At 62.0% G+C, this 24,537-nt stretch carries 24 protein-coding genes and 1 pseudogene; 14 read left to right on the top strand and 11 right to left on the bottom strand.

The features are described 5' to 3' along the window. The first annotated feature begins 25 nt into the window (after positions 1-25). The 6 genes from MSTE_RS16890 to MSTE_RS16865 all read left to right on the top strand — a co-directional run bounded on the left by MSTE_RS16890 (position 26) and on the right by MSTE_RS16865 (position 3,838). Positions 26-1,045 carry a hypothetical protein gene (locus MSTE_RS16890; protein ID WP_157997700.1) on the top strand — a complete coding sequence of 340 codons (1,020 nt, stop codon included), beginning with the start codon at positions 26-28 and terminating at the stop codon, positions 1,043-1,045. Next, on the top strand, positions 1,042-1,632 hold the full coding sequence (locus MSTE_RS16885; RefSeq protein ID WP_070952947.1) for a hypothetical protein: 591 nt from the start codon (positions 1,042-1,044) through the stop codon (positions 1,630-1,632). Before MSTE_RS16890 ends, MSTE_RS16885 begins: the two co-directional genes overlap by 4 nt. After that, entirely contained in the window at positions 1,622-2,032 is a 411-nt protein-coding gene (locus MSTE_RS16880) for a hypothetical protein (RefSeq protein ID WP_096502919.1), read from the top strand. The genes MSTE_RS16885 and MSTE_RS16880 overlap by 11 nt, the downstream gene beginning before the upstream one ends. A 154-nt stretch (positions 2,033-2,186) precedes the next feature. Next, on the top strand, positions 2,187-2,603 hold the full coding sequence (locus MSTE_RS16875; protein ID WP_096502917.1) for a DUF2628 domain-containing protein: 417 nt from the start codon (positions 2,187-2,189) through the stop codon (positions 2,601-2,603). 85 nt (positions 2,604-2,688) lie between these two features. After that, positions 2,689-3,153, top strand: coding sequence for a DUF805 domain-containing protein (locus MSTE_RS16870; protein WP_070917899.1), 465 nt, complete (start codon positions 2,689-2,691; stop codon positions 3,151-3,153). Positions 3,154-3,343: 190 nt separating this feature from the next. Continuing rightward, positions 3,344-3,838 carry a TspO/MBR family protein gene (locus MSTE_RS16865; protein WP_096502915.1) on the top strand — a complete coding sequence of 165 codons (495 nt, stop codon included), beginning with the start codon at positions 3,344-3,346 and terminating at the stop codon, positions 3,836-3,838. On the opposite strand, the gene MSTE_RS16860 is transcribed toward MSTE_RS16865, so the two are convergent. The 4 genes and pseudogenes from MSTE_RS16860 to MSTE_RS16845 form a co-directional block, all read right to left on the bottom strand. Further along, positions 3,835-5,202: a cryptochrome/photolyase family protein gene (locus MSTE_RS16860; protein WP_096502913.1), complete on the bottom strand. Its 1,368-nt coding sequence runs from the start codon at positions 5,200-5,202 to the stop codon at positions 3,835-3,837. The two genes, MSTE_RS16865 and MSTE_RS16860, sit on opposite strands and share 4 nt — an antisense overlap. Next, positions 5,199-6,557: a TIGR01777 family oxidoreductase gene (locus tag MSTE_RS16855; RefSeq protein ID WP_096502911.1), complete on the bottom strand. Its 1,359-nt coding sequence runs from the start codon at positions 6,555-6,557 to the stop codon at positions 5,199-5,201. The genes MSTE_RS16860 and MSTE_RS16855 overlap by 4 nt, the downstream gene beginning before the upstream one ends. 50 nt (positions 6,558-6,607) lie before the next feature. Then, entirely contained in the window at positions 6,608-7,255 is a 648-nt protein-coding gene (locus MSTE_RS16850) for an SOUL family heme-binding protein (protein WP_096502909.1), read from the bottom strand. Positions 7,256-7,279: 24 nt separating this feature from the next. After that, positions 7,280-8,172 (bottom strand): annotated as a pseudogene (locus MSTE_RS16845) (cyclopropane mycolic acid synthase family methyltransferase). 230 nt (positions 8,173-8,402) lie between these two features. Here MSTE_RS16845 and MSTE_RS16840 point away from each other — a divergent pair. From MSTE_RS16840 to MSTE_RS16815, 6 genes are read left to right on the top strand one after another with little or no spacing between them, the layout of a single operon-like run. Next, positions 8,403-9,725 carry an NAD(P)/FAD-dependent oxidoreductase gene (locus MSTE_RS16840; RefSeq protein WP_193442034.1) on the top strand — a complete coding sequence of 441 codons (1,323 nt, stop codon included), beginning with the start codon at positions 8,403-8,405 and terminating at the stop codon, positions 9,723-9,725. After that, complete coding sequence (locus MSTE_RS16835; protein WP_096502905.1) at positions 9,722-10,459, top strand: DUF1365 domain-containing protein; 738 nt, start codon at positions 9,722-9,724, stop codon at positions 10,457-10,459. The genes MSTE_RS16840 and MSTE_RS16835 overlap by 4 nt, the downstream gene beginning before the upstream one ends. Beyond that, positions 10,456-11,730 carry a class I SAM-dependent methyltransferase gene (locus MSTE_RS16830; protein ID WP_096502903.1) on the top strand — a complete coding sequence of 425 codons (1,275 nt, stop codon included), beginning with the start codon at positions 10,456-10,458 and terminating at the stop codon, positions 11,728-11,730. Before MSTE_RS16835 ends, MSTE_RS16830 begins: the two co-directional genes overlap by 4 nt. Next, positions 11,727-12,512: a DUF1295 domain-containing protein gene (locus MSTE_RS16825; protein ID WP_096502901.1), complete on the top strand. Its 786-nt coding sequence runs from the start codon at positions 11,727-11,729 to the stop codon at positions 12,510-12,512. The genes MSTE_RS16830 and MSTE_RS16825 overlap by 4 nt, the downstream gene beginning before the upstream one ends. Positions 12,513-12,544: 32 nt before the next feature. Further along, a complete protein-coding gene (locus tag MSTE_RS16820) occupies positions 12,545-13,090 on the top strand; it encodes a sigma-70 family RNA polymerase sigma factor (protein WP_096506016.1) in 546 nt (181 codons plus the stop codon). Then, entirely contained in the window at positions 13,087-13,794 is a 708-nt protein-coding gene (locus MSTE_RS16815) for an anti-sigma factor (protein ID WP_096502899.1), read from the top strand. Before MSTE_RS16820 ends, MSTE_RS16815 begins: the two co-directional genes overlap by 4 nt. 25 nt (positions 13,795-13,819) lie before the next feature. On the opposite strand, the gene MSTE_RS16810 is transcribed toward MSTE_RS16815, so the two are convergent. Continuing rightward, positions 13,820-14,200: a DUF5997 family protein gene (locus tag MSTE_RS16810; RefSeq protein WP_030097092.1), complete on the bottom strand. Its 381-nt coding sequence runs from the start codon at positions 14,198-14,200 to the stop codon at positions 13,820-13,822. 28 nt (positions 14,201-14,228) lie between these two features. Here MSTE_RS16810 and MSTE_RS16805 point away from each other — a divergent pair, with 28 nt between their 5' ends. After that, positions 14,229-14,942, top strand: a complete 714-nt coding sequence (locus tag MSTE_RS16805; RefSeq protein WP_096502897.1) for a LysR family substrate-binding domain-containing protein — start codon at positions 14,229-14,231, stop codon at positions 14,940-14,942. Between the two features lie 1,031 nt (positions 14,943-15,973). Then, positions 15,974-17,170, top strand: a complete 1,197-nt coding sequence (locus MSTE_RS16800) for a PucR family transcriptional regulator (RefSeq protein WP_157997699.1) — start codon at positions 15,974-15,976, stop codon at positions 17,168-17,170. A 36-nt stretch (positions 17,171-17,206) separates the two neighbouring features. Here the strand turns inward: MSTE_RS16800 and MSTE_RS16795 are convergent, their stop codons facing one another. The 6 genes from MSTE_RS16795 to MSTE_RS16770 are packed head-to-tail and all read right to left on the bottom strand — an operon-like array spanning position 17,207 to position 24,536. Further along, positions 17,207-17,995 (bottom strand): MBL fold metallo-hydrolase, encoded by a 789-nt coding sequence (locus tag MSTE_RS16795; RefSeq protein WP_096502893.1) that lies wholly within the window; start codon positions 17,993-17,995, stop codon positions 17,207-17,209. Positions 17,996-18,027: 32 nt separating this feature from the next. Further along, positions 18,028-20,586, bottom strand: coding sequence for an ABC transporter permease (locus tag MSTE_RS16790; protein ID WP_096502891.1), 2,559 nt, complete (start codon positions 20,584-20,586; stop codon positions 18,028-18,030). Beyond that, entirely contained in the window at positions 20,586-21,269 is a 684-nt protein-coding gene (locus MSTE_RS16785) for an ABC transporter ATP-binding protein (protein ID WP_231896906.1), read from the bottom strand. The genes MSTE_RS16790 and MSTE_RS16785 overlap by 1 nt, the downstream gene beginning before the upstream one ends. A gap of 5 nt (positions 21,270-21,274) precedes the next feature. Further along, the gene (locus MSTE_RS16780) at positions 21,275-22,894 is read right to left on the bottom strand and encodes a class I SAM-dependent methyltransferase (RefSeq protein WP_096502887.1); all 1,620 of its coding nucleotides are present in this window, start codon (positions 22,892-22,894) and stop codon (positions 21,275-21,277) included. Between the two features lie 14 nt (positions 22,895-22,908). Continuing rightward, entirely contained in the window at positions 22,909-23,835 is a 927-nt protein-coding gene (locus tag MSTE_RS16775; protein ID WP_096502885.1) for a diacylglycerol/lipid kinase family protein, read from the bottom strand. Beyond that, positions 23,823-24,536: an HAD family hydrolase gene (locus tag MSTE_RS16770; protein WP_157997698.1), complete on the bottom strand. Its 714-nt coding sequence runs from the start codon at positions 24,534-24,536 to the stop codon at positions 23,823-23,825. Before MSTE_RS16770 ends, MSTE_RS16775 begins: the two co-directional genes overlap by 13 nt. Position 24,537: the final 1 nt, after the last annotated feature.

Below are 24,537 nucleotides of genomic sequence, written 5' to 3'. Positions count from 1 at the left end.
TAACCCGCCGCGGCCTGAAGGTGCGATGGCGTTGCAGGAACTCAATCAGTGGAACGACGAGGCGCGCGCTCCGCGGTATGCGCGGGTCGAACAGGCTCAATCGGCTGTCGACCAGGCCAAGGCTAAGACTGAGGCGGCCCGGAAACGCAGCCTTGACCTGAATTTCAAGAAAGGCCACACCGAGGCCGGTGATGCTGCTCAGGATCAGTACCACCAGGCCAGTGACACGCTGAAGGGCGCTCAATCCGAGTTGACCAAGGCGCTCGATGAGCTAGGAATGGTCCCGGACTACTCCAGTGTCGACCCGAGCAGTGTGCTGTGGAAAGGCAACGGGTCGTTTGCGTTCAATTTTGTTGATCAGAACGGAAATAGCCGAGAGGTCACTGCGAATGGCACCGGAAGTGGTCTCGCGGTACAGGACCGTGGTTTCTCCGAGACGGGTCTGCTGACCTTCAACTATAACGAGAATGGTTTTACTGGTTACAACAACGCTGACTACGGGCGCGCGATCCCCACCAACGATCTAGCTGACGTGCTCATGATGGCCACCGGCGTTGGAGGGGTGCTTCGTTCCGGGGGCGCAGGACTGATCCGCCTGTTCGGCTCTCGCGCCGCCAGTGGTGTGAGTGCGGAGACAGCGATGAACAGTGCTCTGGCCACCGCACGTGCCGCCGCTGCGGCGTCTGGAGCTCGGCTGTCTCAGATCCAGGCAAATCGCACCATGGGCAACGCTGCTCGCGACTGGCTGGCCAGCACGTCTTACCAAGGGGCCAAGACCGAGGTGTTCTTCGATACACCTGCAGGGGCGCGGTATGCCGACATTTTGACCGGCAACAAGATTGCGGTGGAGTCCAAGGTAGGCGCCCAGTCTCTGAGCAAGGTGTCCGACCAGCTTGCCAAAGACATCTGGCTGATGAATAACAGGGACATCAATGGTGCCGAGTGGGTCTTCATGAAGAGTGTGATCACAGGCAAGGGCAGACCGGATGCCGCACTTGCCCAGGCGTTGAGCAATGCAGGAATACCGTGGAGGATGGCGTCATGAGTTCGATCAACTGGGGCGACTACGAGATCTTCAAGCCTGCCGTCTACGGGCTGCCGGAGCAGCTGTCGCGCGCCGATGCCCGCAAGAACTACGACCAGTGGATCGCGCAGAAGTCGCAGCGCATCGAGCAGCTGCATCGGTTGCTGGAACTCAACGGGTTTCAGCTTGACACTAGCGATGAGAAGATCCAGCAGCTCAACGATTGGTTTATTGATCATGTCGAGCCCAATCCCAAGCCGACACCTGAAATGGCAGGCGCGCTAGACGGGCTGTGGTACTCGGTCGCGTTCGATATCGCCGCCTTCCTGGGCGATGTCATGATCGAGCGTGATCCACGGCTGTACTGGCATCTATTCGTCCCGCGTAATCCGAAATACGTGGGCTACCAGAACCACGTCATCCACGGCTTCACCTATGGGCTCGGCAAGATACAGCCGAACGCGTGCTACGACCTCGACGGAATTGTCACCGGCGTCGGCCAGGGTGCCGTTATGGGCGAGATAGGAAACAGCCGAACAACTTTCGTTGGCGTGCTGGCCGGTGCGCGAAACAAGATGCAGAAGCAGGAGATGCCTAGTGTCTTATGACATCGAGTTCTGGCGCACCGAACCCGCTGAAGGACTGAATGATCCGAACATCTACCGCCCGTTCAAGACCTCGAGCACCCTGAGCCAAAAAGTAGTGGACTTCATGGAAGAACCCGATGTCTTGGCGCTGGCAGAAGGATACGAAATCTCCGATGCCACGACGGGTATCCAGCTCCGGTACACCCGTGATGCCGTGGTCATCCATATCAGTTACGGCCACAAGGATGATCCTGATTCCGTGATCCAGACTGCATACGCAATCGCCAAGATTGTTGAACACGAAACCGGGCTAACCGGCTATGACCCACAAATAGAAGAACGAACCGGCGCTACGCAAAGGGCTGTCGAGGCATACCGCTATGGCATCGAAATGACGCAGCAGGTTGCTACTAACAGCTAATCGTCCGCTGCGGATTGTCGCCAACAGCTGGCACTCGACTGTCGGGAGGCTACGGGCCCAGTCAGTCCACTTCCCACGCTCGTCTGCCGGTAAGGGCCCAGGATCTGTATGTACCGGGGTGACATTTTCAGTGGTCTAGATCGAGGGGGTCAAGATGAGTCAGGTTGATGATCCTGCCGAGTCGGTTTCGGTTTGGCAGTGGCGGTTTGATTTCTATGACCAATACGGTCGCCCAGGCTCTACACCCGAATCTGAAGCGGCCTATAAGGCTCTACCTTTCGGTGCCAGGGTAATGCTCGGCTGCAATGTATTGGCGTTCTTCTTCGGGCCCATCTACTTCTTCGTAAAGGGTATGTGGCGCAAGGGTTTCACTGTCCTGCTACTCACGTTGGCGATCGGCACCGTTCTGTTTGCGGTCAATGCGTCCGAGACGATGTATCAGGCCGCCAGCGCTGGACTTGGGGGAGTGCTGATGATGACGGCGAACTACTCCTACTACCTTGACCAGATCAAGGGCAGCCGGTCATGGAACCCGTTCGATGGCATGAAGCGGCGGAAACGGCCAACGTGAGAATCGAGGCCTTCGGGCGGCCGATTCTGATTCCGCCACGAAGGCACGTAGTCCCGCCGAACCCGACTAATCAACAGAGGCACCGATGACACACGCCGAACCGTCGCCGTCCAAGACGAATCGCCAGGAAGTCTCCAAACCCCTCGGCGCGACCGATCCATGCGATTTGACGCTCCCTTTGTATGGGGCAACATTTGGCCAGGCGATAACTCGGTTCTTCCGTAGTTACGCCCGCTTTTCTGGCCGCGCGTCTCGCAGCGAGTACTGGTGGGTCCTGCTGGCACAAACCGTGGCCGCCAGCCTCCTCGTGTGTGGAGTGGCCCTCGGCACGGACAGTGCGCTCGGGCGTCTGTGCATAGCCGTGCTCATAGGATTCGTTCTGGTATGGGCCATTCCGGCCTGGGCCCTGACGGTCCGCAGGCTCCACGACGCCGATTTTTCAGGATGGATGGCCCTTCTGGCGATCTTGCCCTACATAGGATCCTTGATGCCGATTATCTTCGGCTTCCTACCTTCAAAGCCGCGTGGAGAATGTTTCGACCGCCGTTGACGACAGCCAGCGCTACGATTATGGCCGCGGCCTCAGTTGCTTGCCAGGCCTCCCGAGTGCGTTGTCTCGAAGTTTCCGCTGGAGTGCTTTCAGAACCACGGGCACGTACCCGAGCGAGGACGTCCGGCGAAGTGAACCGAGATCGTGGTAGACCATTACCGACGTACGAAATTCTGTCTACTATGTCGGTATGACTCAGGGGATTTCGCGCCGCTGGCCCAGGGAATGGGCTGGGCTCGCCGTGTCTGTCATTGCGGTGACCATCGCCGCGGGAGTCGGCGGTGCTGCTGCGACGCGCGCTGCGGACACCTATGGGCGCCTGCAACAACCTGGCTGGGCGCCACCGGCCTACCTTTTTGGTCCTGTATGGACGGCGCTGTACGTCTTGATGGCGGTATCGGCCTGGCTGGTATGGCGATCAGAGCCATCACGGGAAAACCGTGTGCCGCTGATTGTGTACGGCGTGCAGCTCGTTCTGAACATGGCGTGGACACCGCTGTTCTTTGGACTTGGCTGGCGGGGAGTGGCATTCATCGAGATCCTCGTGCTGTGGGGATTTGTTGCCGCGACGGTGGTGCTCTTCTGGAGCAGAAGCCGTTGGGCCGCAATCTTGCTGCTTCCCTACGTGGCATGGACGACGTTCGCGGCGGTGCTGAATTTCTCGGTGTGGCAGCTGAATAGCTAGTGGTCCTGCCTGGACCGGTAACGGTGTAGCGCGATGTTTCGTTCCTCTGCGTGATCGAGGATGAGTGTCGGGTACCCCCGCGTATGACCATCGGGATGTTTCCAGGGTGTGATGGCCGAGGCTCCGGGCAGGTGCCGTAGTTCCGGGATGTACTTGCGGATGTATTCGCCGTTCGGGTCGAATTTCTGCGCCTGAGCAGTGGGGTTGAAGACTCGGAAGTACGGCGCCGCATCGGTTCCCGTTCCTGCGACCCATTGCCAGCCGTGCGTGTTGGATGCGCTGTCGGCATCGATGAGGTGGTTCATGAAATGCCTGGCTCCGTGCGGCCACCAGATGTGGAGATCTTTGGTGAGGAAGCTCGCGGTGACCATCCGTACTCGGTTATGCATCCAACCTTCGGCAAGTAGTTGCCGCATGCCGGCATCCACCAACGGGTATCCGGTTTCTCCGCGTTGCCAGGCCGTGAAGCCCTCGCCGGGATCGGTATAGGTCAAATGCTTTAGAGCATCGGTCAAGTCGGCGTGTGCGGAGTGCGGTTGGTGGTAGAGCACATCGGCATAGAAATCTCGCCAGGCCAGCTCCGACTCGAACTTGTCGGCGTCTTGGCCGGCGATGGCTGCCAGGTCGGCGAGCAGTGTGCGGGGGTGTATCGCCCCGGCTTTGAGGTAGGGCGAGATCCTGGATGTGGCGTCCACGTCGGCGCGGTCACGACCTACGGCGTACCCGGTCAGATCGTGCGTGAGGAAGTGTTCCCACTGTATGCGCGCCGCGCCCTCACCCGCGGGAGGCAAAGTGATGCTGCAGCTTTGGGTGAGTTCGGTGAGTAACGACCTGGTGGGGCCTGATTGTGCGGACTGGGGAGGCTTCGCCCAGGAAGGGCTGGTTTTCAGCTGGGCGGGGCGTGGCCAGTGGTGCTCGCGCCAGGCTCGCTCGAATGCGGTGAACACCCGATACGCGGACCCGTCTGATTTGGTGATTCGGCCCGGCGTCACTGCGTAGGGCGAGCCCGTCTCGATCCAGTCCACACCAATCTTGGCCAGCGCGGCCGATACCGACGCATCCCGGCGCCTGCCGAAGGGGGTCGTCTCCCGGGCCACGTGCACTTCAGTTGCACCGACACGTTCCGCCAGCTCTACCAGGACCAGTTCCGGTGCACCGGAACTGAGGCAGAGCCCTCCATCGAGTTGTTGATCAAGGTCAAGAACATTGGCTGCAAGCCACGCATCCCGTGGGCGTGCTGCGCTGCCAAGCAACTGCGGGTCCAGGACAAAGACGGCAAGTACATCACTGCTCGCGGCGGCAGCTTGGAGCGCGGGATTGTCGGCCAACCGCAAGTCGCGGCGGGCCCACCAGATAACGGTCACGAGTCGATATGACTTCCCAAGAGATGCCCCAAGGCAGGACCGATACTGGGAGTCCGAAAAACATGCTGACGGTCCAATAATGTTGCGGGAGAAACACGCTGACTTGCCATTGCGAGCTCGTCGGCACCCTCGCGTCCGAGCAGCAGTGCAGGGCCGAAGGCAGGCACCGGTAAGAGTGCGGGGCGGTGGACAGCCTGGGCCAGTGCGCGTGTGTAGTCGACGTTGCGAACCACGCCGGGGGCCACGGCGTTAACGGGACCCGATAGTGAAAGGTCCCACAAACACCGGTGATAGATGTCCACCAAGTCGTCGATACCGATCCAGGGCAACCACTGGGTGCCGGAGCCCAGGCGGCCGCCCAGACCGGCCCGGAAAAGCGGGAGCAGGAGCTTGAGCGTTCCGCCGCGCGGTGACTGAACGATGCCGGTGCGGACGGTGACAACCCGGGTCCCGGCGCTCTGACCCGTTAACGCTGCCTGCTCCCAACGAGCGACCACGTTGGAGAGGAAGTCTGCTGTCGGCGGGGGAGGGCTTGTCTCGGTGAGTGTTTCATCGTCTCGGTTCTTCCCGTAGTACCCGACGGCTGAGGCGCTGACGAAGGTACCGACACCTGCGGATGCGGCGGCTCGGGAAAGTAGGCGAGTGGGCTCGATTCGGCTCGAGGCGATCAGTTCCTTATGCCGCGGGGTGAAGCGTCCCGCGATGGTGGCACCCGCCAGATGGATGACGGCATCAACGCCTTCCAACGCCGCCGGGTCGGGATTGTCTGGCTCCCAATTTCGCTCCGTAGGGCTCTTCGGCTCTCCGCGGACTAAGCGAATCACGCGGTGTCCACCGGTGCTGAGGAACGCGGCAAGAGCGGTCCCGACCAGGCCTGATGCCCCAGTGATGGCCACTGTCGAGGCATTCGTTCCATGGTCGGCTGCTCTGCGGTGCGCGGCCAGATCTCCGGTGAGTTGCCGGTGTCGATATGCGATGAGTTCGGCGAGAAGCCGCCCCGGAACAGGAGTTTCGATTGTGTCGAGTACCCGAGTGCTGCTCTCGCCGACGGACTCGAACTCGTGAATATGCCGCCAGGGCAACACACCACTGACCGCCGACCGCAGTCCCGTCGCGACCGCCTCGTCGACGAATCGTCGGCCGGGCACGAATGCTTCCTGATCGTGCCGGGCGACCCAGCGCAAGCCTCCCGGTAAATCCAGCACAGCAGTCCCGTCGCGCAGCGAGGCGGCTTCGGTACGCAACTCGATCGGCGCCCACGGTGCTGCCAAGCGATTGAAGGCGCCCGGCCTGGAGTACCAGGCGAACACATCCTCGATGGGCGCATCGACAATCACCGAACCACTGATACCCATAAGTCTCCGATCATCGGGAAGTCTAGTTCCTCCGTCCTCTGCGTGGTCCCTCAGAAGGCGTCGTCGATCCGTGCGTGGATGGGAACTGCGATCTCGTTGCGTCGAGCGCACGAGAGTGTCCACGGCGGGTCGTAGAACCAGGCTTGGGGATCGCCCGAGGTCTTTACGTTGTTGTCGCGCAGGGTATTAAGTAATTCGTCGGTGCGTCTGGCGACGGTGGCCGCCGATCGGTCACCGCTGAAGCGCAGCACTGCGAGCGTCTCGGCGGGCACTTCGGTGAGCCGGATGCTGTCATCGCCGGGAGTGGGCAGACTTGCCAGCGTCCATTTCGCCGGCATGTAGAACCGGATCGTTGAACCACCGGTAGGACTTGATAATTGGCCCACCGGAGCCGTCATGGCGATCGTGTCGTTTTGTTGGGCTACCGGTGCGGTCATGGCGATCTTGGCCTGCCGGTGGTTCTTGCCGAAAATGTAACCCGCAAGGCGCCGAAAACCCTCGCTGCGTGCCCGGTCGTCATCGGCCAAGACGGTCGTTTCTGCCGCGACTCGGCTGCTGTACTGCCTGATCTGCACCGAAGCGGTCAGTGGCCGTGATGAGTATTGCGGTTCTTCGGTTCCCGACCGGACTCCGAAGACATTGCCCGCAGCTTTGAGTAGTTCGCCCCCCACAGTCCACAGCGGCACGATGGCACTCAATTTCTTGCTCCTTTCGACAATCGGCTAGTTCTCCAGATAGGGGAGGTGCAGCTTGGGCAGGGTGAACTGGGCAACGTCGATGTAGCCGATGCGGAAGTAGTTCTCACATCCGGTGAGGTACTTCATGTAGCGCTCGTACACAACCTCGTCCTGGATGGCGATGGCCTCATCCTTGTGTTCCTCGAGCGCTGCCGCCCATAGGTCCAGGGTCTTGGCGTAGTGCGGCTGCAGTTGGTGTATTCGCGTACAGCTGAAGCCCGCCCGCTCGGCATGCTCTCGCACCATGTCGATGGAGGGCAGTCGCCCGCCGGGAAAATCTCGGTGATCATGAATTTGATGAAGCGCGCCAGCTCGAAGCTCAGCGGCAGCCCCTTGGCGGTGATCTCGTTGGGGTGCAGCCCGGTGATGGTGTGCAGCAGCATCACGCCGTCATCAGGTAGTGCGTTGTAGGCGAACCTGAAAAAGTCGTCGTAGCGGTCAAAGCCGAAATGTTCGAACGCGCCGATCGACACGATCCGGTCGACCTTGCCGTCGAACTCCTCCCACCCGTGCAGCTGGACGCTCTTTGACCGGGTGCTCGACGATGCCGCCAAAAGCTTCTCGACGTGCGCCTTCTGATTTTTACTCAGCGTCAACCCGATGACGTTGACGTCGTACTTTTCCAATGCGCGATTGAGGGTGGCGCCCCAGCCACACCCCACGTCCAGCAGGGTCATCCCGGGCTCCAGGTGCAGCTTGCCCAACGCCAGGTCGATCTTGGCCAGCTGAGCCTCCTCGAGAGTCAAATCGTCGCGCTCGAAGTAGGCGCAGCTATACGTCTGGGTCGGGTCGAGAAAGAGGCGGAAGAAATCATCTGATAGGTCGTAATGGGCCTGAACATCGGCGAAGTGTGGGCGAAGCCGCGGTGAGTCTGACATCTGGGCAGAACCTTTCGTAGGCGGTGCGGGGGAACGTCTACCTGCTGGCCTTCCTTCTGCGGGCGCACGGGAAGGGCCGCACTCCGGGGGGCATGTCTGTGCGGCTTGGGGGTAATTCGGTGCCAAACGTTCTCCGGATGGGTCGGTTGCGAAAAAAGCTGAGCCGCGCCGAGACGCGGCCCGATGGAGGCAATACCCATCCGCGGGCAGGTTTACTCCGAATACGGGGTGTGAGTGCAATATCTGGCCCCGGCGGGTCACGGTCCGTCGCTGTCGTCGGTAGTGGGGTGGCCGGATTAACCGCAGCTCATGTGCTCTCTGCCTACGACCAGGTCTCGTTGTATGAGGCGGATGCGCGTTTCGGGGGCCACGCTCATACTCAGTTCGTCGATGCCGGCCAAGGTGCGCCCACTGCGGTCGACACCGCGTTTTTGGTGCACAACGACCGGACCTACCCCACACTGTGCCGATTGTTCGACGAACTCGGTATCGCCACCGCCGACACCGATATGTCGATGTCGGTGCGCGATGACAGCACCGGGCTGGAGTACGCGGGTGCGAGGGGCGTGCGCGGACTTTTCGTCTCGCCCGCCGCAGCGAGTCCTCGCTATCTATGGATGCTGGCAGAGATCAAGCGGTTTCATCGCCACGCCCGCCGACTACTCGCTGACCCCGCCGCCGACGACAACGCCCTGAGTCTCGGGGACTTTGTTCGGAAGCTCGGTTTCTCACAGTTCTTCCTCGGGCGCTTCCTGACACCTTTGGTAGCCGCAGTGTGGTCGTGCCCGCCCGGGCAGGCCATGGCGTACCCGGCGCAGTACCTGTTCAGGTTCCTTGACCATCACGGAATGTTGTCGGTATTCGGGTCGCCGCAGTGGAAAACAGTCACAGGGGGCTCGCGCACGTATGTCGACGCTGTGGTGCGCGGCTTACACGAGGCGTTTACCGATTCCCCTGTCACTCAGATCGGACGGATTCCCGAGGGCGTTGTGGTGACAGCCGCGGGGCACCCGCCGAAGGTCTTCGATGCCGCCGTGATCGCGACGCATCCCGATCAGGCACTGGCCCTGCTGGCACAGTCGACCGCTGCCGAGCGCGCGGTGCTGGGAGCCATCGGTTACGTGAGCAATTCCGCACAGCTACATACCGACGAGTCACTGTTGCCGCGACATCCACGTGCCCGCGCGTCGTGGAACTACCTGTGTGGCGGAGACGCCCCCGGAGTCGTGGTGACGTACGACGTCACCCGGTTGATGAGACTGCCCGGTCCGCGCAGGTTTCTGGTCACCCTCGGCGGCGAGCACCTGGTAGACCCCGGTGCGGTGCTTGCCGAAATGACCTACCGGCACCCGGTCTATACATCGCAATCTGTTGCCGCCCAACGCATACTGCCAAGTCTCAACGATGGCCGCATCGCGTTCGCCGGTGCGTACCACGGATGGGGTTTCCATGAGGACGGCGCCGCCTCGGGCCTACGTGCAGCACAAGCACTGGGTCGGGACTGGGCCGTCGGTGCGGCCGCCAAGCCTGAGCATCGCGTGGGGGCGCGATGAATTCGGCGACGATGGTCCCCTGCCTGTACCGCACCCGGATCATCCATGTGCGGCGTTCGCCGGTGACGCACCGCTTCGCCTATCGTGGCTACTGCTGGTATATCGATATCGACAAGCCACCGCGGCTGCCCTTCGGCCTGCGCGCCTTCGCCAGTTTCCAAGCACGGGACCATTTCCGGGGAGATGTCGACGACACACTGCGCCAACGGGTAGATCGATTCTTGGCCTCGCACGGGGTGGACCTGGGCGGCGGTACGGTCACCGCGCTGCTGCAGGCACGGGTGTTGGGTCACGTTTTCAACCCGCTCAGTCTGTACTGGTGCCACGACCGCCAGGGCAATCTCGCCCACATCATTGCCGAGGTCCACAACACCTACGGTGGACGGCACGCATACCTGCTGCCCCCAACTGCCGATTCCACAGTGGACAAACAGCTTTACGTGTCGCCATTCAACGGTGTCGACGGGCGATACCGAGTTCGAGCTGCGCGTCCCGGCGACACATTGAACATCAGTATCTCGTTGCAGCGAGGCGGACATCTGCCGTTCTTCGCCGCGGTGCGCGGTACCCGGCGCCGGGCCGGGGTCGGTGAACTGTTGAGGTTGCAGGCCGTTGCGCCCTTGGCGCCATTGATGGGTGCATTGGCCATCCGTAGAGAAGGGATCAGGCTGTGGCTGAAAGGGCTACCGGTAGTGGAGCGCACACCTGCACACGAGAGGGAAAGGGCGGCGTGAACGGTCATCTCGACAGCGCCACTGCCGATGTGTGCGATATCAGATCGCATCGGCGGCTGGATATCGCGCCGGTTCCTTCCAGGCCGCTGACGGCGGCACGAGCGGTTGTAGCCGACAAGCTGTTGCGTCGTGCGGCCGCGCGGCTCCCGGTGCGCGTGGTGTACCCGGATGGGGCCGTTGTGGGGGCGGCAGATACGTCTCTGCCCACCATGAGGGTTCGGCGGCCGACGGCTCTGGCACGACGCCTGGGTCGGTCCGGCTTGATTGGATTCGGTGAGGCCTACATGGACGGAGACTGGGACTGCGACGATCTGGCCGGCTTTCTCACCCCATGGGCAGCCTCGATGGGGGAGTTGATTCCCCCTATCTTGCAACGCTTCCGGCATTTCGCAGTGCCGCGCGTCCCACGGGCTCAGCGCAACGAGCCGCCACAGGCCCAACGCAATGTTGCGCATCACTATGACCTGTCGAACGACTTTTTCTCCCTGTTCCTGGATGAGACGCTGACCTACTCGTGTGCACTGTTCGACCACATCCCGGGCTCAGCAGAGATACTGGCAGATGCCCAGCGCCGCAAGATCGACCGCTTGCTGGACCACGCACAGGTGGGTCCCGATACCAGGGTTCTCGAGATTGGTACAGGTTGGGGGCAATTGTGCCTATCGGCCGCAGCTCGCGGAGCGCACGTGCTGTCGGTCACTTTGTCGAGCGAGCAACAGAAAATGGCTCAGCAGCGAGTACAAGCTGCCGGGCTGTCCGACCGAGTGCGGATAGAGCTGCGCGACTATCGAGACGTTCAGGGCCAATACGACGCCATCGTGTCGGTAGAGATGCTCGAAGCAGTCGGGTTCGATTTCTGGACAACGTACTTCCAAACCATCGACCGATTGCTTAGACCGGGCGGCCGGCTGGCCCTTCAGACCATCACCATGCCTCACGAGCGGATGCTGGCCAGTCGCAACACCCACACCTGGATACAGAAGTACATTTTCCCCGGCGGCCTGCTTCCCTCGGTGCGTGCAATCACCGAAACGACCACGGATACCACACATTTGCGGACCATCGAGACAATGTCCCTGCGGCCGCACTACGCCGAAACACTGCGATTATGGAGTCAGCAGCTCGCGGCCCGGCGTGAGGCCGTGCGGGTGCTGGGATTCGACGACGCCTTCTACCGGATGTGGCAGCTGTATCTGGCGTACTCGGAGGCGGGGTTCCGGTCCGGGTATCTCGATGTCCACCAATGGATTTTCCAGCGAGGTCAACAATGAACTTCTTCACCGTGATGGTGTGCTCGTTGGCTGCCGTGGCGGTTGTGCACAGCGTCACTTTCCTGATCGGCTACCGCATCGGGCGCTACAACGTGGTCGACGTCGCGTGGGGCCTCGGGTTCATCGCGGTGGCCGCGGTGTGCACCGCGCTCGGTGGCGGTGACCGGCAACGCCAGGTTCTGCTGCTTGCGCTCGTCGGGATATGGGGAGCCCGGCTCTCGTGGCACATGTTCGTGAAATCGGCTGGGAAAGGCGAAGATCCGCGGTACCGCGACCTGCTCGGTGGCGACTTCTCGGTGCCGCATGTGTTGCGCAAGATCTTCGTCATCCAGGCCGCTGCCACGTGGCTGGTATCCCTGCCCATCCAACGCTCGGCCGTCGAAGGGCCGACCCCCGAGTCGCTGCGCCCCGTGGTAGCCGTTGGTATCGGGTTATGGTTACTTGGAATGCTTTTCGAAGCGGTGGGTGATTATCAGCTGCGCCGTTTCAAACAGGACCCGGGCAACAAGGGCAAGATCATGGAGCAGGGCCTATGGGCCTGGACTCGGCACCCGAACTATTTTGGCGATGCCTGCGTGTGGTGGGGGCTATGGTTGATCACCATCACTGGCTGGCAATCGTTGGCAACGGTGCCGTACCCGGTGCTGATGACCTACTTCCTGGTTTACGCCACCGGAGGTCGCCGCACCGAGAAGGCAATGGCCGGTCGGCCCGGGTTCGCTGACTACCAACGCCGAGTCCCATTTATCCTGCCACGTCCCCCGAAACGCCAATCGCCATGAACATTCTCCGCGATGCGTTTAGGCTCACGGGCGTGACTGGCGACTTGGATACCCTCTTGCGCAATGTCGCCGACCGTGATTCCGCGGCATTCGCCGCTCTCTACGATCACACCCGCTCGCGTGTGTACGGTCTGGTGCTGCGGGTGTTACGGGACCCCGGCTATAGCGAGGAGACAACGCAAGAGATCTACCTACAGATCTGGCGTTCGGCCCAAAGCTATGACCCGACCGCCGGATCGCCTCTGGCCTGGATCATGACCTTGGCTCATCGCCGCGCCATCGACCGCGTGCGCTCGGAGCAATCCGCAGCCGACCGCGAGTCACGCTACGGCGTCGCCACTGTCGAGCGTGCCGCCGACGAGGTCACCGAATCGGTGATCCGTAACGAAGAGCAGCGGCAAGTCACCGAATGCCTCGACACACTTACGGATACACAACGCCAATGCCTGCATCTGGCCTACTACGACGGTTTGACTTATAACCAAGTCTCACAACGGCTTGCCGCTAATCTGGCAACTATCAAGTCTCGTATGCGTGACGCAATCAAGGCGCTGCGCCGATGCCTGGGGACACCATGACCGAACCCAACGACCTCGTCACCGCCGCCACACCATACGCACTGCATGCGTTGCCCGACGATGAACGAGACCACATCGACCGGTGGCTGTCGGCCGGCACGACCGAACAAACGCTCTCCTTTACCCAGGAAGTGCGTGCCACACGCGAAACCATGGCGACTCTGGCGGCAAGTACCGCGGTCGAACCTCCGGCTCGGCTTCGTCCGCGACTGCTCAAGATCGTGGCCCGGGACATCCAAAAAGATTCCGGGGCAAAATATATCAACCGTTGGAGAACGCCCCTGGTGGCCGTTGCGGCCGCCACCGCAATCGGGCTGGCGGCGGCTGGGATCGGTACCATCCTGCGGCCTCCGCCACCGTCCGCACAGCAGGTCTTCACCGCAATCGACGTGCGGACCGTCAGCGGCTCCATCCCCACCGGTGGTACCGCAACTGTCGTCTACTCGCGGCAGAAAAACACCGCCGTGTTGGTGATGAACAACGTCGCACCACCACAACCGGGCACTGTTTACCAAATGTGGCTGATCGGCGACCGCGGGCCGCAATCGGCGGGGACCATGGATACTCAGGCCGTCGCACCGTCGACCACAGCGGTCATACCCCACCTCGACGACTCCACCGCACTGGCATTCACTGTCGAGAAAGGCCGGGGTTCAACCTCGCCGACTGGCCCGATCATCGCGCAACTGCCGCTGAACCAGTAGCCGACGGGCCGGTCATCTCAACGGATCAGCGGGCCTTGTCCGCGCGCAGCGCCTTCACGCGTCGCTGTTCGCGCAGCACCTCTTGGTAACTCTCGCGCTCGGCGATCAGCCACGGCGGCTTCTCCTCGAGCAACTGATCGATCTGCTCGGTGGTCAGCGCGCCCTCGACACCCCCGCGCGTGAGGCCGGAAATCGACACACCCAGCTTGGCTGCCACCAGGTTCTTCGGGTGCGGCCCGTGCTTGCGGAGGTCTTTGAGCCACTCGGGCGGGTCTGCCTGTAGGGCGGCCAGCTCGGCGCGGGTGATCGGGTTCTCCTGGAACTCCGCAGGGGTCGCCTGTAAGTACACGTCCAACTTCTTCGCCGCGGTGGCGGGTTTCATGGACTGCGCGTTCGGCCTGCTCATGGCATCAGCCTATCGGTAGCCTGATGCGGTGACCTCGCCCTCGCTCACTCTCGGGTACGTCCCCGGCGGGACGCCCGCGAAGTGGGCCCGGATCTGGGGAGAGCGTCATCCCGAGGTGCCACTGCAGTTGCGAGCGCTCGCCGCAGCCGACGCGGCGGACGCGGTGCGGGCCGGCGCAGTCGATGTGGCACTGCTGCGGCCGCCGCCCGACCTAGCCGGGCTGGCGGTGATCTCTCTCTATGACGAGACAACGGTGGCTGTGGTGCCTGCCGATCACCATCTCAGTGCTGCCGACGCCATCACCGCCGCGGACCTTGATGGCGAGCCGACGCTGGTGCCACTCGACGATGTCGTGATCTGGGGCGACGCTCCGGGCAGCCCGGTGGAGTATCGACCCGAGACCACCGAGGACGCAATAGAACTCGTAGCGGCGGGGTTGGGAGCGCTCATCGTCCCGCAGTCTTTGGCGCGGCTTTATCACCGCAAGGACCTCACGTACCGCCCGATCGCGGACGCGCCCACCTGTCCAGTGGCGCTTGCCTTCCCGGAGGGCGCGCAGTCGGCACTGGTCGAGGAGTTCATCGGCATCGTGCGCGGCCGCAAACGCGGTTCATCGCGGGGGCAGGCCGAGCCGGCGCCAAAACGTTCCGCCCGAGAGAAGACCCTGGCGAAGCAGGCCGCCCGCGCCACTGCGGGTAAGGTCGCCCGTAAGCAGGGTCGAACCGAGCGCGGTCGGCGCTGAGATGCACTAATTGCCGCCAGGTCGGTGGGGTCGTCGTGCGCGCGCAAGCTGTACCGCACCACCCTTGGCGACGATCCATCCGTAGTAACTGGTGCTCGGATTGACCATCTGCAAAGACGACTCGCCAGAAGGCATGCGGTCGAAGCCTGTTCGAGTTGTCGGTGTACTTGCGATCGCGCGACACACCTGGCATGAAATCGACTAGCGGTAGAAAGAAGTCGCCTGATGGTAGATCGATTCAAATCGTCGAACGCTACGACTGAGACGGATCGTCAAACCCGAGCGTGGCTTCGGTCCATCATCAGTGGTGCGCTCGCCTACTGGGTTGGCGTTCCGCCTGCGGCTCCGTCTACCTGCTTGCTTTGATGGGTTGGCAACGCCTGGTTGGTGGCTCGGGACGGCGGGTGCACAAGGTAGCGGTGCGCAGCTCGGATACTGAGCATGGTTACCGCGGCTTGAGGGTCGCAAGCCATCGACAGTGCTACTGCCGCCGATGGCTGTTCAGAGTGGTTCGAGGCCTTCGCATCGAGGCTCGCCGGGCAACGAATAGTCATGCGGTCCAACGATTCTGGCTGCCTTTTTCGGATGCGGATGGTGTCGGAGGTGTGGAGGAAGAGCCTCGCCTGTTGGACGATCACCGCAGCCACTTATGATCTGTTGCTCGCCTATGTCATCGAGTTCCGCTGTCACGCTTGACGGTAGACGGGGCATAGCTGGTACTCAACGCCTGTTGGGCCCGGTCCGGGTCAAGCGCCCAGATAAAATGGAGCGCTTTTCTGGTAACGCTGATGAGCTTGTTACTCTGGGGTAACTTGGTCTCTTGTCGGACTCTGTTTCCGGTGTGCTTCACAACGTGAATAGGGGTTCGGATCACGATCAGCGAGCGATAGTTCTTATCTCCGTTGATGAGAAACACAAGAGTTGCGAAATTCTCACAGGGGTAAGGCGTGGATGCCCGTCATCGACCACCGGGGACTACTGATAGTCGTCCATCGACGATCCAGGCGGACTCGCGTGTTGTGAAGGCGCTCATGTCCCGACTCAGTGAAGTGACGTCAGGCGTGTTGGCGGCAGGGGTGGAGTCTGTGCCCTGGCGCGGTGACATATCCGCCGAATACTTCGAAGACGAAATTGGCCCAATCCTCAAGCAGGCGATTACCTCCCTGCTCAGTGCGTTTGCCTCAGGCCGCTTGCTAAGCCGTTCTGAAGTGTCCATGTTCATGACACCGCTCGTTGAACTCAGCACTGAAGGCGAGATTCCGCTGCCATTCTTGATCACCGCAATGCATGGTGGTATCCGTCGGTTATGGGAGTTTGTCGCGGAGTACTCATCGGATAGCGACGCCGCATCATTAGCCTCGCTCGGAATGTATCTCGCGGAGCTGGCGGGCACCGTCACTGTGATGGTTTCCGAGGCATATCAGAATTCGACTGCCGGGGGATACGTTGAACGCAGATGGTCAGGAAGGTTATGCGCCGCGTTGGTTTCCGGCAAAGCCAACGCGATGAACGTTGCCCGCGAGGGCAACCTTGACCTTTGCGACCACTACAATGTGATCGCCGTGCATGTGGACAGCAGGGCCGGGCCGCAATCAGCTCAGGACCAGCTGACTACTTGGCGCAGGATGCGGTATGCGCAGCGCATCCTCTACGACTTTGGGCCAAATCTTGTCCTTAACACGTTTGACGGGTGCAGTGGAATCGTCCTCCTCCCTTCGGCGATGAACATATCTGGTGCCGCGCACGGCGCCGACGCCGCAATTGTGGCCGCACTCAGCGAGCGATTGGGGGTGCCCATCTACGCTGCGACCCGTCCCTCGACTCAGCCGTCGGCGATTCCCGCAGCCGCGGCTGAAGCCACTGAAATTGCCCGTCTTGCAAGGCAAGTAGGTAGGGTCCCGGGGCTCTATCAACTGGAAGATGTCCTGCTGGAGTACCAGATCACCCGTCCTAGCCCGGCGCGCGACCTCCTCGCGCAATGCGTAGTGCCACTACAGCGTCACCCCATGCTTCTCGAGGCTTTGAAAGTGCACCTTCGGCATGGATCGGCCCGAAAAGCCGCTGCCGCAGAACTTTTCATACACCCAAATACGTTGACGTACCGCTTGGGTCGAATCCGAGACATAACCGACATCGACCCTATGGACCCGCACGGCGCACGCGTACTTGCTGCTGCACTGACGCTAAACAGCACCACCGAGCCAGCTCCTGCGTGTATGTGCGAATGATCTGCACGCCGGCACTGGAATCGAATGGTAACTCCATTAGGCGGAAACGGCTTGCGCGAGCTTAACGAATGCCGTCTCATCGTGACTGCAGAATACGGTGACCTCATCATGGTGGTGTGCGACGATGTCAGCGAGCCGATTCGTGTTCACTAGCTGGGCATACGGCAGGCTTGGGTGGCCATACAGCAGATTCAAGCCACGGCCGGCGAGGCCGGTCAGTCCGCCTGAAACGGCATGTGGGACAACGTAAGAGTCTCCGGCGTGCAGGAGCCAACCCGTCCCGGTGTCGACCGCCACGCCGACGTGGCCACGGGTATGACCCGCCAACGGGATTACTAGAATCGTCGGCGGCAGTCCGGGCAGGTCACGGACTGCCCGGAATCCGAACCACCGGTCGCCGCTCTCTCCAAGTTCATTGACCTGCCATCGCGGTCCGTGCGCCCACAGCTGTTCGGACCGATAGCGGAGGCGTTCGAATGTGGTGGGCTGGGCGCCGGCCCGGTACTCGGGACCGTGTATGTGGACCGTTGCCCAGGGGAAGTCTGCAAGGCCGCCCGTGTGGTCATAGTCCAGGTGTGTCAACACGATATTGCGGACGTCTTTTGGGTCATACCCGAGCGCGGTGATTTGCCGGATCGCAGTCTCGGATTCCCGCAATACAGGGCGGATGAGGTGGCGTGTCCACCCCAACAGCTCAGGCCGGCGGATACAGTCGAGTCCGAATCCGCTGTCTACCAACAGTAATTCTCCCTCGGGCAGCTCAACGAGCAAGCAGTGATCGACTGCTCCGGCCATCGTCCCGCAGTTAAGGTGATGCACCTTCATCAGGTATTCCTCTCGTCTGGCGCCGCGGGTCGCTAGTCGCTCTGGAGAACCTCAGAGGTCTCCAATCGGCTGGCTTGTAGGACGGGGTAGGCGATGGCGGCGGCTACGAGCGCGGCGACGCCGAGTGTGCCGACCACCAGCGGATATGCCGTTACGCCCCAGGATAATTGGAATCCGTAGAAAACCGGCGAAGCCAACGCCTGCAGATAGATGAGACCCAGGCCGCCAAGTACGGCGAACCCTGCGGCCAAGACCGCCAGTACCAACCCCTGCGCAATGACGACGGCCTGTTCGCGTCGGGTGGTAGTCCCTATTGCGCGCAGTACCGCGCGCTCTCGGCGGCGCTGTACCAAGCCGAGCAAGAACACGTTCAGCACGCTGATACCTGCCGTGAACATCATCACGTAGCCGGACACGGTGAACGGTGCGAAGAACCGCGTGATGGCGGACTTGCCGGCATCGTTCCAGCCGTCATCGTCGTAGAGCGACAAGCCGGCGCCAAGCGCCAGGAAGTCGGATCGGTGCGCACTCGCCTCGGCGGCCGACTGGTACCGCACTACTACCTGTTCACGTACTGCGGCCCAATCGCTTTGTGCCAGTTTCTCTGAGACGAGCACAATATCGCCTAGAGTCGAGTCGTTGATGATCTTAGGTTCGAAAACTCCCGCCACACGGTACTTGTGATGGCCGGCGACACTCGGCAGCTCGATGGTATCGCCCGCGGTGGCGCCGAGACGGCCCGCTGCCACTGTGCTCAGGGCTACTTCGCCGGCAGACAGTCCACGCCAGAAGGCTGCCGCATTGTTTGTGGGCGCAGCGAATTGAGTGGCGTACCAACTCCCAGGCGTAACACCGAGGACGACGCGTGGGTCGGACGCGGAGGGGATTAACGCACGCCAGCGCGAGTCGATTTCGCGCCGGCCAGCAATCTCTCGTATAGCCGCGTACACATTGGGTGCGATTTGGGTCTGGCGTTGATCGAGCAGCGCCTGAGGCGCGATGACCAACGCGTCTGGCAGGCGTTGTGCCTTTTGTGCGCCAAGTTGGTCAGCGGCGAGCAACTGGACGCTCTGTGAGCCGATCGCCAGGCTGGTGCCGACCGTCAGTACCGCGACCGTGGTGGCGAACAGCACGGCATAGCGCTGTACGTCGGCACGCACCAACCGGCCAATGTCGGGCCTCGGCCTCTCGATAAGCCGGATCAGCAATCTGGCAGCGGGAGGTGTCAGCCACACCATCAGTGCGGTAAGACCCAAGAGACCTAGGAAGAGCCCGTTGCTGCCGACCTTGAGCGGAACCTGTCCTCGGTTGAACGCCAACATCAGAAGGACCGCACCAAGAATCAAGATGACGCCGATTATCAAGGGCAAGAATGAAACCCGTCGGACGCGGCGGTCGGCCCCGAACGCTGACATCGACTGCAGCGGGCCCTCGCGGACCAGCCGCAGGGCCGGCCAGAAGATGGCGAGCACACCGCAGAGCACTCCGGCACCAACGCCGAGAGCGATCAGGCTGGGGGTCCACGTGTTGGAGATCTCGCCGCCGGACCCAGCGAGCATCGAGCGTCCGAATCGGTCGACGAGGAAGGAGCCCAACAAGAACCCGCTGGGCACTGCTACCAGGCCGCCGACCGCACCCAGGATTGCCCCCTCGCCGAGGAAGCCGAAGAAGATGGACCGAGGTTTGGCGCCGATCGCGCCGATCGTGCCCATCACTGAACGGCGTTCTTCGATTCCCAACAGGATGGTGTTGACCGCGATCAGTATCCCTATCAGGATGCCGCTGAAGGCGGTCAGATCGAGTGTTTGTTTGGCGGTGGCGTAAAGAACTGGCATCTGCGGTTTCGGCGGCCCGGTTGTCGCGATATCCCCGACGATCCGCTGGATATCCGGCTCGATGTCGGCGCCGGGTTTCTCGATGACGAATGCGGCCGTCACGAATCCCTTCCCGCCGAGCAGATCTGCCGCGTGAGCGGCCGACGGGGCCAGCAGCACATTGCCGCCATTAATGCTTTGCACGCGTTCATACTCAGGGAAGGTCCAGCCCAGATGCGCCGAGCCAGGCAGCCTGCCGGGCAAGCGGACCTCATCGCCCAGGGTGAGAGCGAGACGATCGGCCACCGTCTTGGGTATCTCAAACGGTGTGCCGGGACCGTCGGCGGGCCGTTCGGTACGTGCCCGCTCCTCACATTGGAATGGGCCGACAAGCAGCTCGATCTCACAGGGCGCGCCCATCACAAAGAAGCCATGTCGTTCGCCGCGGATCTCAACCGGGGTCAGCCCGGCGACGAATGGGACGACGGCTTGGACGTCGGGCAGCTCTTGTTGCAAGCGCGCTACCAACGCCTCTGGCAGGCGACCACTCACCTGAGGTGTCACTTGGATGACCCGCCCCTTCGCGGCCTGGGTGAGGGCCGGGCCGAAGGAGTCGAAGGGTTTTACCACCTCATTGCGCAGCTGCGCCATGCCGAGGACCAGCGTCACTCCGAGCGCGACGCCCACCACGGCCAGAATCGTGCGTCGCCAGTCATAGAGCAGGGCCATGAGATGAACCCGTTTGAACCGAACCGCCCCGCCAGTGGGAAGACGCATCAGCGATCCCCGCTCGGGATGCCGGCCGTCTGGCCATCCACGAGCCTGACCTCCCGTGAAGCGAACTCGGCGGTGGCGCCGTCATGGGTCACCACCACGACTGCCGAGCCTTCTTGCTCGGCAAGGCTTTTCAATAGCTCCAAAACAGCCGTCGAGGACTTGCTGTCGAGGTTACCGGTGGGTTCGTCGGCCAGTAGCAACGCGGGGCGGGCCACCAACGCCCGGGCAACGGTAACCCGTTGCATCTGGCCGCCTGACAACTCGGACGGCTTATGCCGTGCGCGGTCCCCCAGGCCAATGCGTTCGAGGAGCTCCGCTGCGCGGGCATCGGCCTCTTTCGCCGGCACGCCGTCAAGAACCAGCGGTAACGAAACATTCTCGACCGCCGAGAGCATGGGAACCAGGTTGAAGAACTGAAAGACGAACCCTAGCTTGCGGCGGCGAAACGCCGCCCGCGCCGAGGTGCTCATCTTCCATACGTCCTCGCCCTCGAAGGTCACCGTGCCCGAATCGGGGGCGTCGAGCCCGCCGGCCACATGCAACAGCGTCGACTTACCGGCACCCGATGGTCCCGTCACCACCACAAATTCACCTGGCTCCACACTGAAGTCGAAATTGCTGAGTGAATGGACCTGCTCATCGCCGCGCACATAGGTGCGTGAGACCTTCTCTAGTCGAAGCATGCGGGTCATACTGCCCGACGCACACGCAGCAGGAGTTGGTGTCCGTTAAGAATTTTTTCAATTTCTTCGAGCCCGGCCTTGGCGACCAGTTCTTCCACCTCATTGATGGTGAAGTTAGTGGTGATCGTGTTGGTGGCGACGAACCGTGTGATGAGCTTGTCCTTCCAAGGCACGCCCGGACTGGTGAGAATGGACAGCGACAATTCTCCGTCGTCGCTCAGCAGTGATGCCATATGGTTTAGCGCCGCGAGCGGGTCCGGGAAGACATGCAGGGCGCCGTAGCAGCCGAGGAACTGTACGGAGCGCTCTGCTATGCCAAGTGTGGTGACATCGCCGACGAGCGAGATGACGCTGTCTGACTTGCGGAATCGTTTGGCGGCCTTCTGGAGCATATCGGGGGATAGGTCAACGAACAGTATTGACGGCAATGTTTTTACCTTTGCCGTGTTCAGTGCGAATTTAGTGAGGCTGCCGTCGCCGACCCCGATATCGACGAATGCCGCTCCGCGGGTTGCGGCACTGCGGATTTGGCCGCCGTAGAAATTGCCGAGCTTCCGCAGATTGCCGTTCCAGACAAACCAAAAAACCAAAGTCGCGACTATGGGGTAGGCCTTCGAATAGATCTTGTACGCGAATCGCACTCGCTCATTGGGCAATTCGCGTCCTTCATACTCGCCGGCGGTAGCGTCGCCGTAGAGTCGCAAATCGCTGTCGAGGGTCTTGACGCCGATGGCGCCGCGAGCGGTCGCGAGCGAGCCGTCGGCCGTCTGAGTCAATGGCTCCTTAGTCGTCGGGTGCACCATCGGCGGCAGTGTGGTGAATGGGGATGTTGTGCTCACAGGACGTCCTACTCCGTAGTAGTTGCGGATCATCTGTTCGTAGGTGCGTTGCGGGGTGAGACGGCGTGCCAGTGCCGATGACCGGACATCTCGACCCACGCGGTAGTTCTGGCGGGTTTTGCGGGCGTTCAGGATTCGCAGTATCTGCTCGGCCACGACCTCGGGCGATTGGCCGCCGGCCAGATACCCGGCATTACGGCGATCGACTTCGGCACTCGCCGCGGCGTACGCGCCAACCGGTTCGGCGACTTTGAGCGCCTTGGAGAGTATTGCGGTGCGCGTCCATCCCGGCGTGAGGATCGAGACATCGACACCGAACGGGGCGGCCTCCATGCGTAAGGCCTCACCGAGCTTTTCGATGGCGGCCTTGCTTGCGGAGTACCAGCCGCCGAAGGGTTGGGCCGCCTGTGCAGCACCGGAACTCACGACGATGATGCGGCCCGCGCCACGGTCGCGCAGCCATGGCAGCGCGGCACGGACAACGCGGGCCGTGCCAAGCACATTGACGTCCAGGAGCGCGGTGGCCTCATCCGGCGAGGTTTCTTCGACACCCCCGGCGAGCCCGTAGCCCGCAAAGGTGACCACCGCATCGATCGAGCCCCGGCTGCGTGCGGTCGCGTCCACCCACTCGCGCACTGAGGCGGCGTCGCGCACGTCGAGGGTGGTGACTCCCTCGCCGCCCGCGAGGTCCGCACCGACCACGTCGTATCCACGTGCTGACAACAGCTTCGCGGTAGCTAGCCCCATGCCGGACGCGGCGCCGGTGATCAGAACTGTCTTACTCATGACAACCTCCTTGATTAGGCACAGACGAGCAGTGCTTTCGGGATTACTTCCAGGCGGGCGGATTCGACAACAGTGATTTCCCCGTCGAGTTCCAGAGGGCTCGGGCGTTCAGGACGTATCTCGACCACTCGGCCACGTCGGCAGGTCGCGAGACGTGAGCCGGCGAACTTCCCTCGGTATAGGCCTGCGATCAGCCTGATAACCGCGGGCCTGCTTGCCGCAGACCAGATGTTGATGTCGAACTGGCCGTCGTCGTTGGTGACGCCGGTGTCGTAGCGCATGCCGCCGGCGAAGTAGGGGCTCTTGAGCACGCCGACATTGGTCAGCCGAACGTCCTCACTCCAACCCTCTGAACGGATTTCGACGTGCAATGGGCGTAGCCGTGCAATGCTCTTCAGGGCGGTGTAGACGATGGCCATTTCGACATTGCGTGGCTTGAGCCACTTGGCCACGCCGCCTGCGGTGGTGAAGGAATGGTTGCCCTCGGCCACCAGGCCCATGCTTGCGTTGATGAGGAAGTATCGAACGATCCGGCGACCATCGGGCAGCAGCAGCGTGGCTTTCCCGACGTCAGCCAACCTCGCGTTCTGCGTGTCTATCCTGGCTGGGGCGCCTGCGATTCGGTTGCCGAATGGCTTGTGGAAGTCATTGCTGCTGCCTAGGCCGATGGCGCCCAACCTGATCGACGGGTTCCGGGGCCGGTCGGTGGCGGGGTCCATCAAGGCGTTCAGGGCCAGCCCTACGGACCCGTCACCGCCCACGGCGATGACGGACCGAACTCCTTGGTCAAGTGCCGCACGGACTGCCGCCGCTCCCTGGGAAGCCGAATCCTCTTGCTGGATCTCAATATCTGAGATCCGTTCGCGCAGAGCATGTTCTATCTCGTGCCAGCGGTTGCGTGCCGTGCCGCCATTGGCGCTCGGATTCACTACGACGAACATGGCGCCTCCCTGAGGCCCAGCCAGCTGGGGAGTTCGGCCCAGCCGCCGGTGATGCCGAGGATGAATACGGGAATCCCGAGATCGGCCGCCGGAGAATCCTGTACCGCGTCGTTGCCGATCAGCACACACTCGTCCGCCGGGAGCCCGAGCACATCGAGCAGCTCGCGGTAGAAATCCACACGTGGTTTGGATCGGCGCATGGTTTCGCCGCTGGTGATGTGCTGAAACACAGCGGGGTCCAGCCCGCCCCAGCTGAGGCGGGCGGTCACGGTTGACTCCGGCCACAGCGGGTTGGTTGCCACCACTTGCCTGATGCCTTGCCCCGCGAGCTGGGAAACCGCACCTTGTGCCTCCGGCACCGGATAGAACAAGCGTCGCAGGCGCGGGAATTCCACATCAGCCAGATGGCGCATCCGCATATCGGCGTCGGCGAAATCGACTCCTGCGGAATCGGCGAGAATCTGAATCATCATGTGGTAGTTGGTATCTGATGACGCATTTGCTCGTACTTGCGGCAAGGCATCACGCAATTTGCGCAGGAATCGCGACGGCGGCATCAAGTCCCGAAACGACCAGGCCGCGACCAGCGGCATCAGCGCCCGAAAACGACGCTGCTTGATGCCGACGAGGGTGCCGTCAAGATCCCAGAGCACGGTGGTGACGTTTTCCCGCTCTCTCAGCGGCGTTTGGCCCTGCGGCACA

It is taken from the genome of [Mycobacterium] stephanolepidis, assembly GCF_002356335.1.
GTDB lineage: Bacteria > Actinomycetota > Actinomycetes > Mycobacteriales > Mycobacteriaceae > Mycobacterium > Mycobacterium stephanolepidis.
Note: the sequence above shows the minus strand (reverse complement) of the source record. Positions and strands in the feature narration are given on the sequence as shown.

Bases quoted from the DNA above. Each gene is read 5' to 3' on its own strand.
- MSTE_RS16855 (WP_096502911.1), bottom strand. From the start codon at position 6,557: ATGGGTATCAGTGGTTCGGTGATTGTCGATGCGCCCATCGAGGATGTG.
- MSTE_RS16810 (WP_030097092.1), bottom strand. From the start codon at position 14,200: ATGAGCAGGCCGAACGCGCAGTCCATGAAACCCGCCACCGCGGCGAAG.
- MSTE_RS16875 (WP_096502917.1), top strand. From the start codon at position 2,187: ATGAGTCAGGTTGATGATCCTGCCGAGTCGGTTTCGGTTTGGCAGTGG.
- MSTE_RS16790 (WP_096502891.1), bottom strand. From the start codon at position 20,586: ATGCGTCTTCCCACTGGCGGGGCGGTTCGGTTCAAACGGGTTCATCTC.
- MSTE_RS16870 (WP_070917899.1), top strand. From the start codon at position 2,689: ATGACACACGCCGAACCGTCGCCGTCCAAGACGAATCGCCAGGAAGTC.
- MSTE_RS16890 (WP_157997700.1), top strand. From the start codon at position 26: ATGGCGTTGCAGGAACTCAATCAGTGGAACGACGAGGCGCGCGCTCCG.
- MSTE_RS16835 (WP_096502905.1), top strand. From the start codon at position 9,722: ATGAATTCGGCGACGATGGTCCCCTGCCTGTACCGCACCCGGATCATC.
- MSTE_RS16795 (WP_096502893.1), bottom strand. From the start codon at position 17,995: ATGAAGGTGCATCACCTTAACTGCGGGACGATGGCCGGAGCAGTCGAT.
- MSTE_RS16785 (WP_231896906.1), bottom strand. From the start codon at position 21,269: ATGCTTCGACTAGAGAAGGTCTCACGCACCTATGTGCGCGGCGATGAG.
- MSTE_RS16825 (WP_096502901.1), top strand. From the start codon at position 11,727: ATGAACTTCTTCACCGTGATGGTGTGCTCGTTGGCTGCCGTGGCGGTT.
- MSTE_RS16800 (WP_157997699.1), top strand. From the start codon at position 15,974: ATGTCCCGACTCAGTGAAGTGACGTCAGGCGTGTTGGCGGCAGGGGTG.
- MSTE_RS16780 (WP_096502887.1), bottom strand. From the start codon at position 22,894: ATGAGTAAGACAGTTCTGATCACCGGCGCCGCGTCCGGCATGGGGCTA.
- MSTE_RS16815 (WP_096502899.1), top strand. From the start codon at position 13,087: ATGACCGAACCCAACGACCTCGTCACCGCCGCCACACCATACGCACTG.
- MSTE_RS16865 (WP_096502915.1), top strand. From the start codon at position 3,344: ATGACTCAGGGGATTTCGCGCCGCTGGCCCAGGGAATGGGCTGGGCTC.
- MSTE_RS16775 (WP_096502885.1), bottom strand. From the start codon at position 23,835: ATGTTCGTCGTAGTGAATCCGAGCGCCAATGGCGGCACGGCACGCAAC.
- MSTE_RS16885 (WP_070952947.1), top strand. From the start codon at position 1,042: ATGAGTTCGATCAACTGGGGCGACTACGAGATCTTCAAGCCTGCCGTC.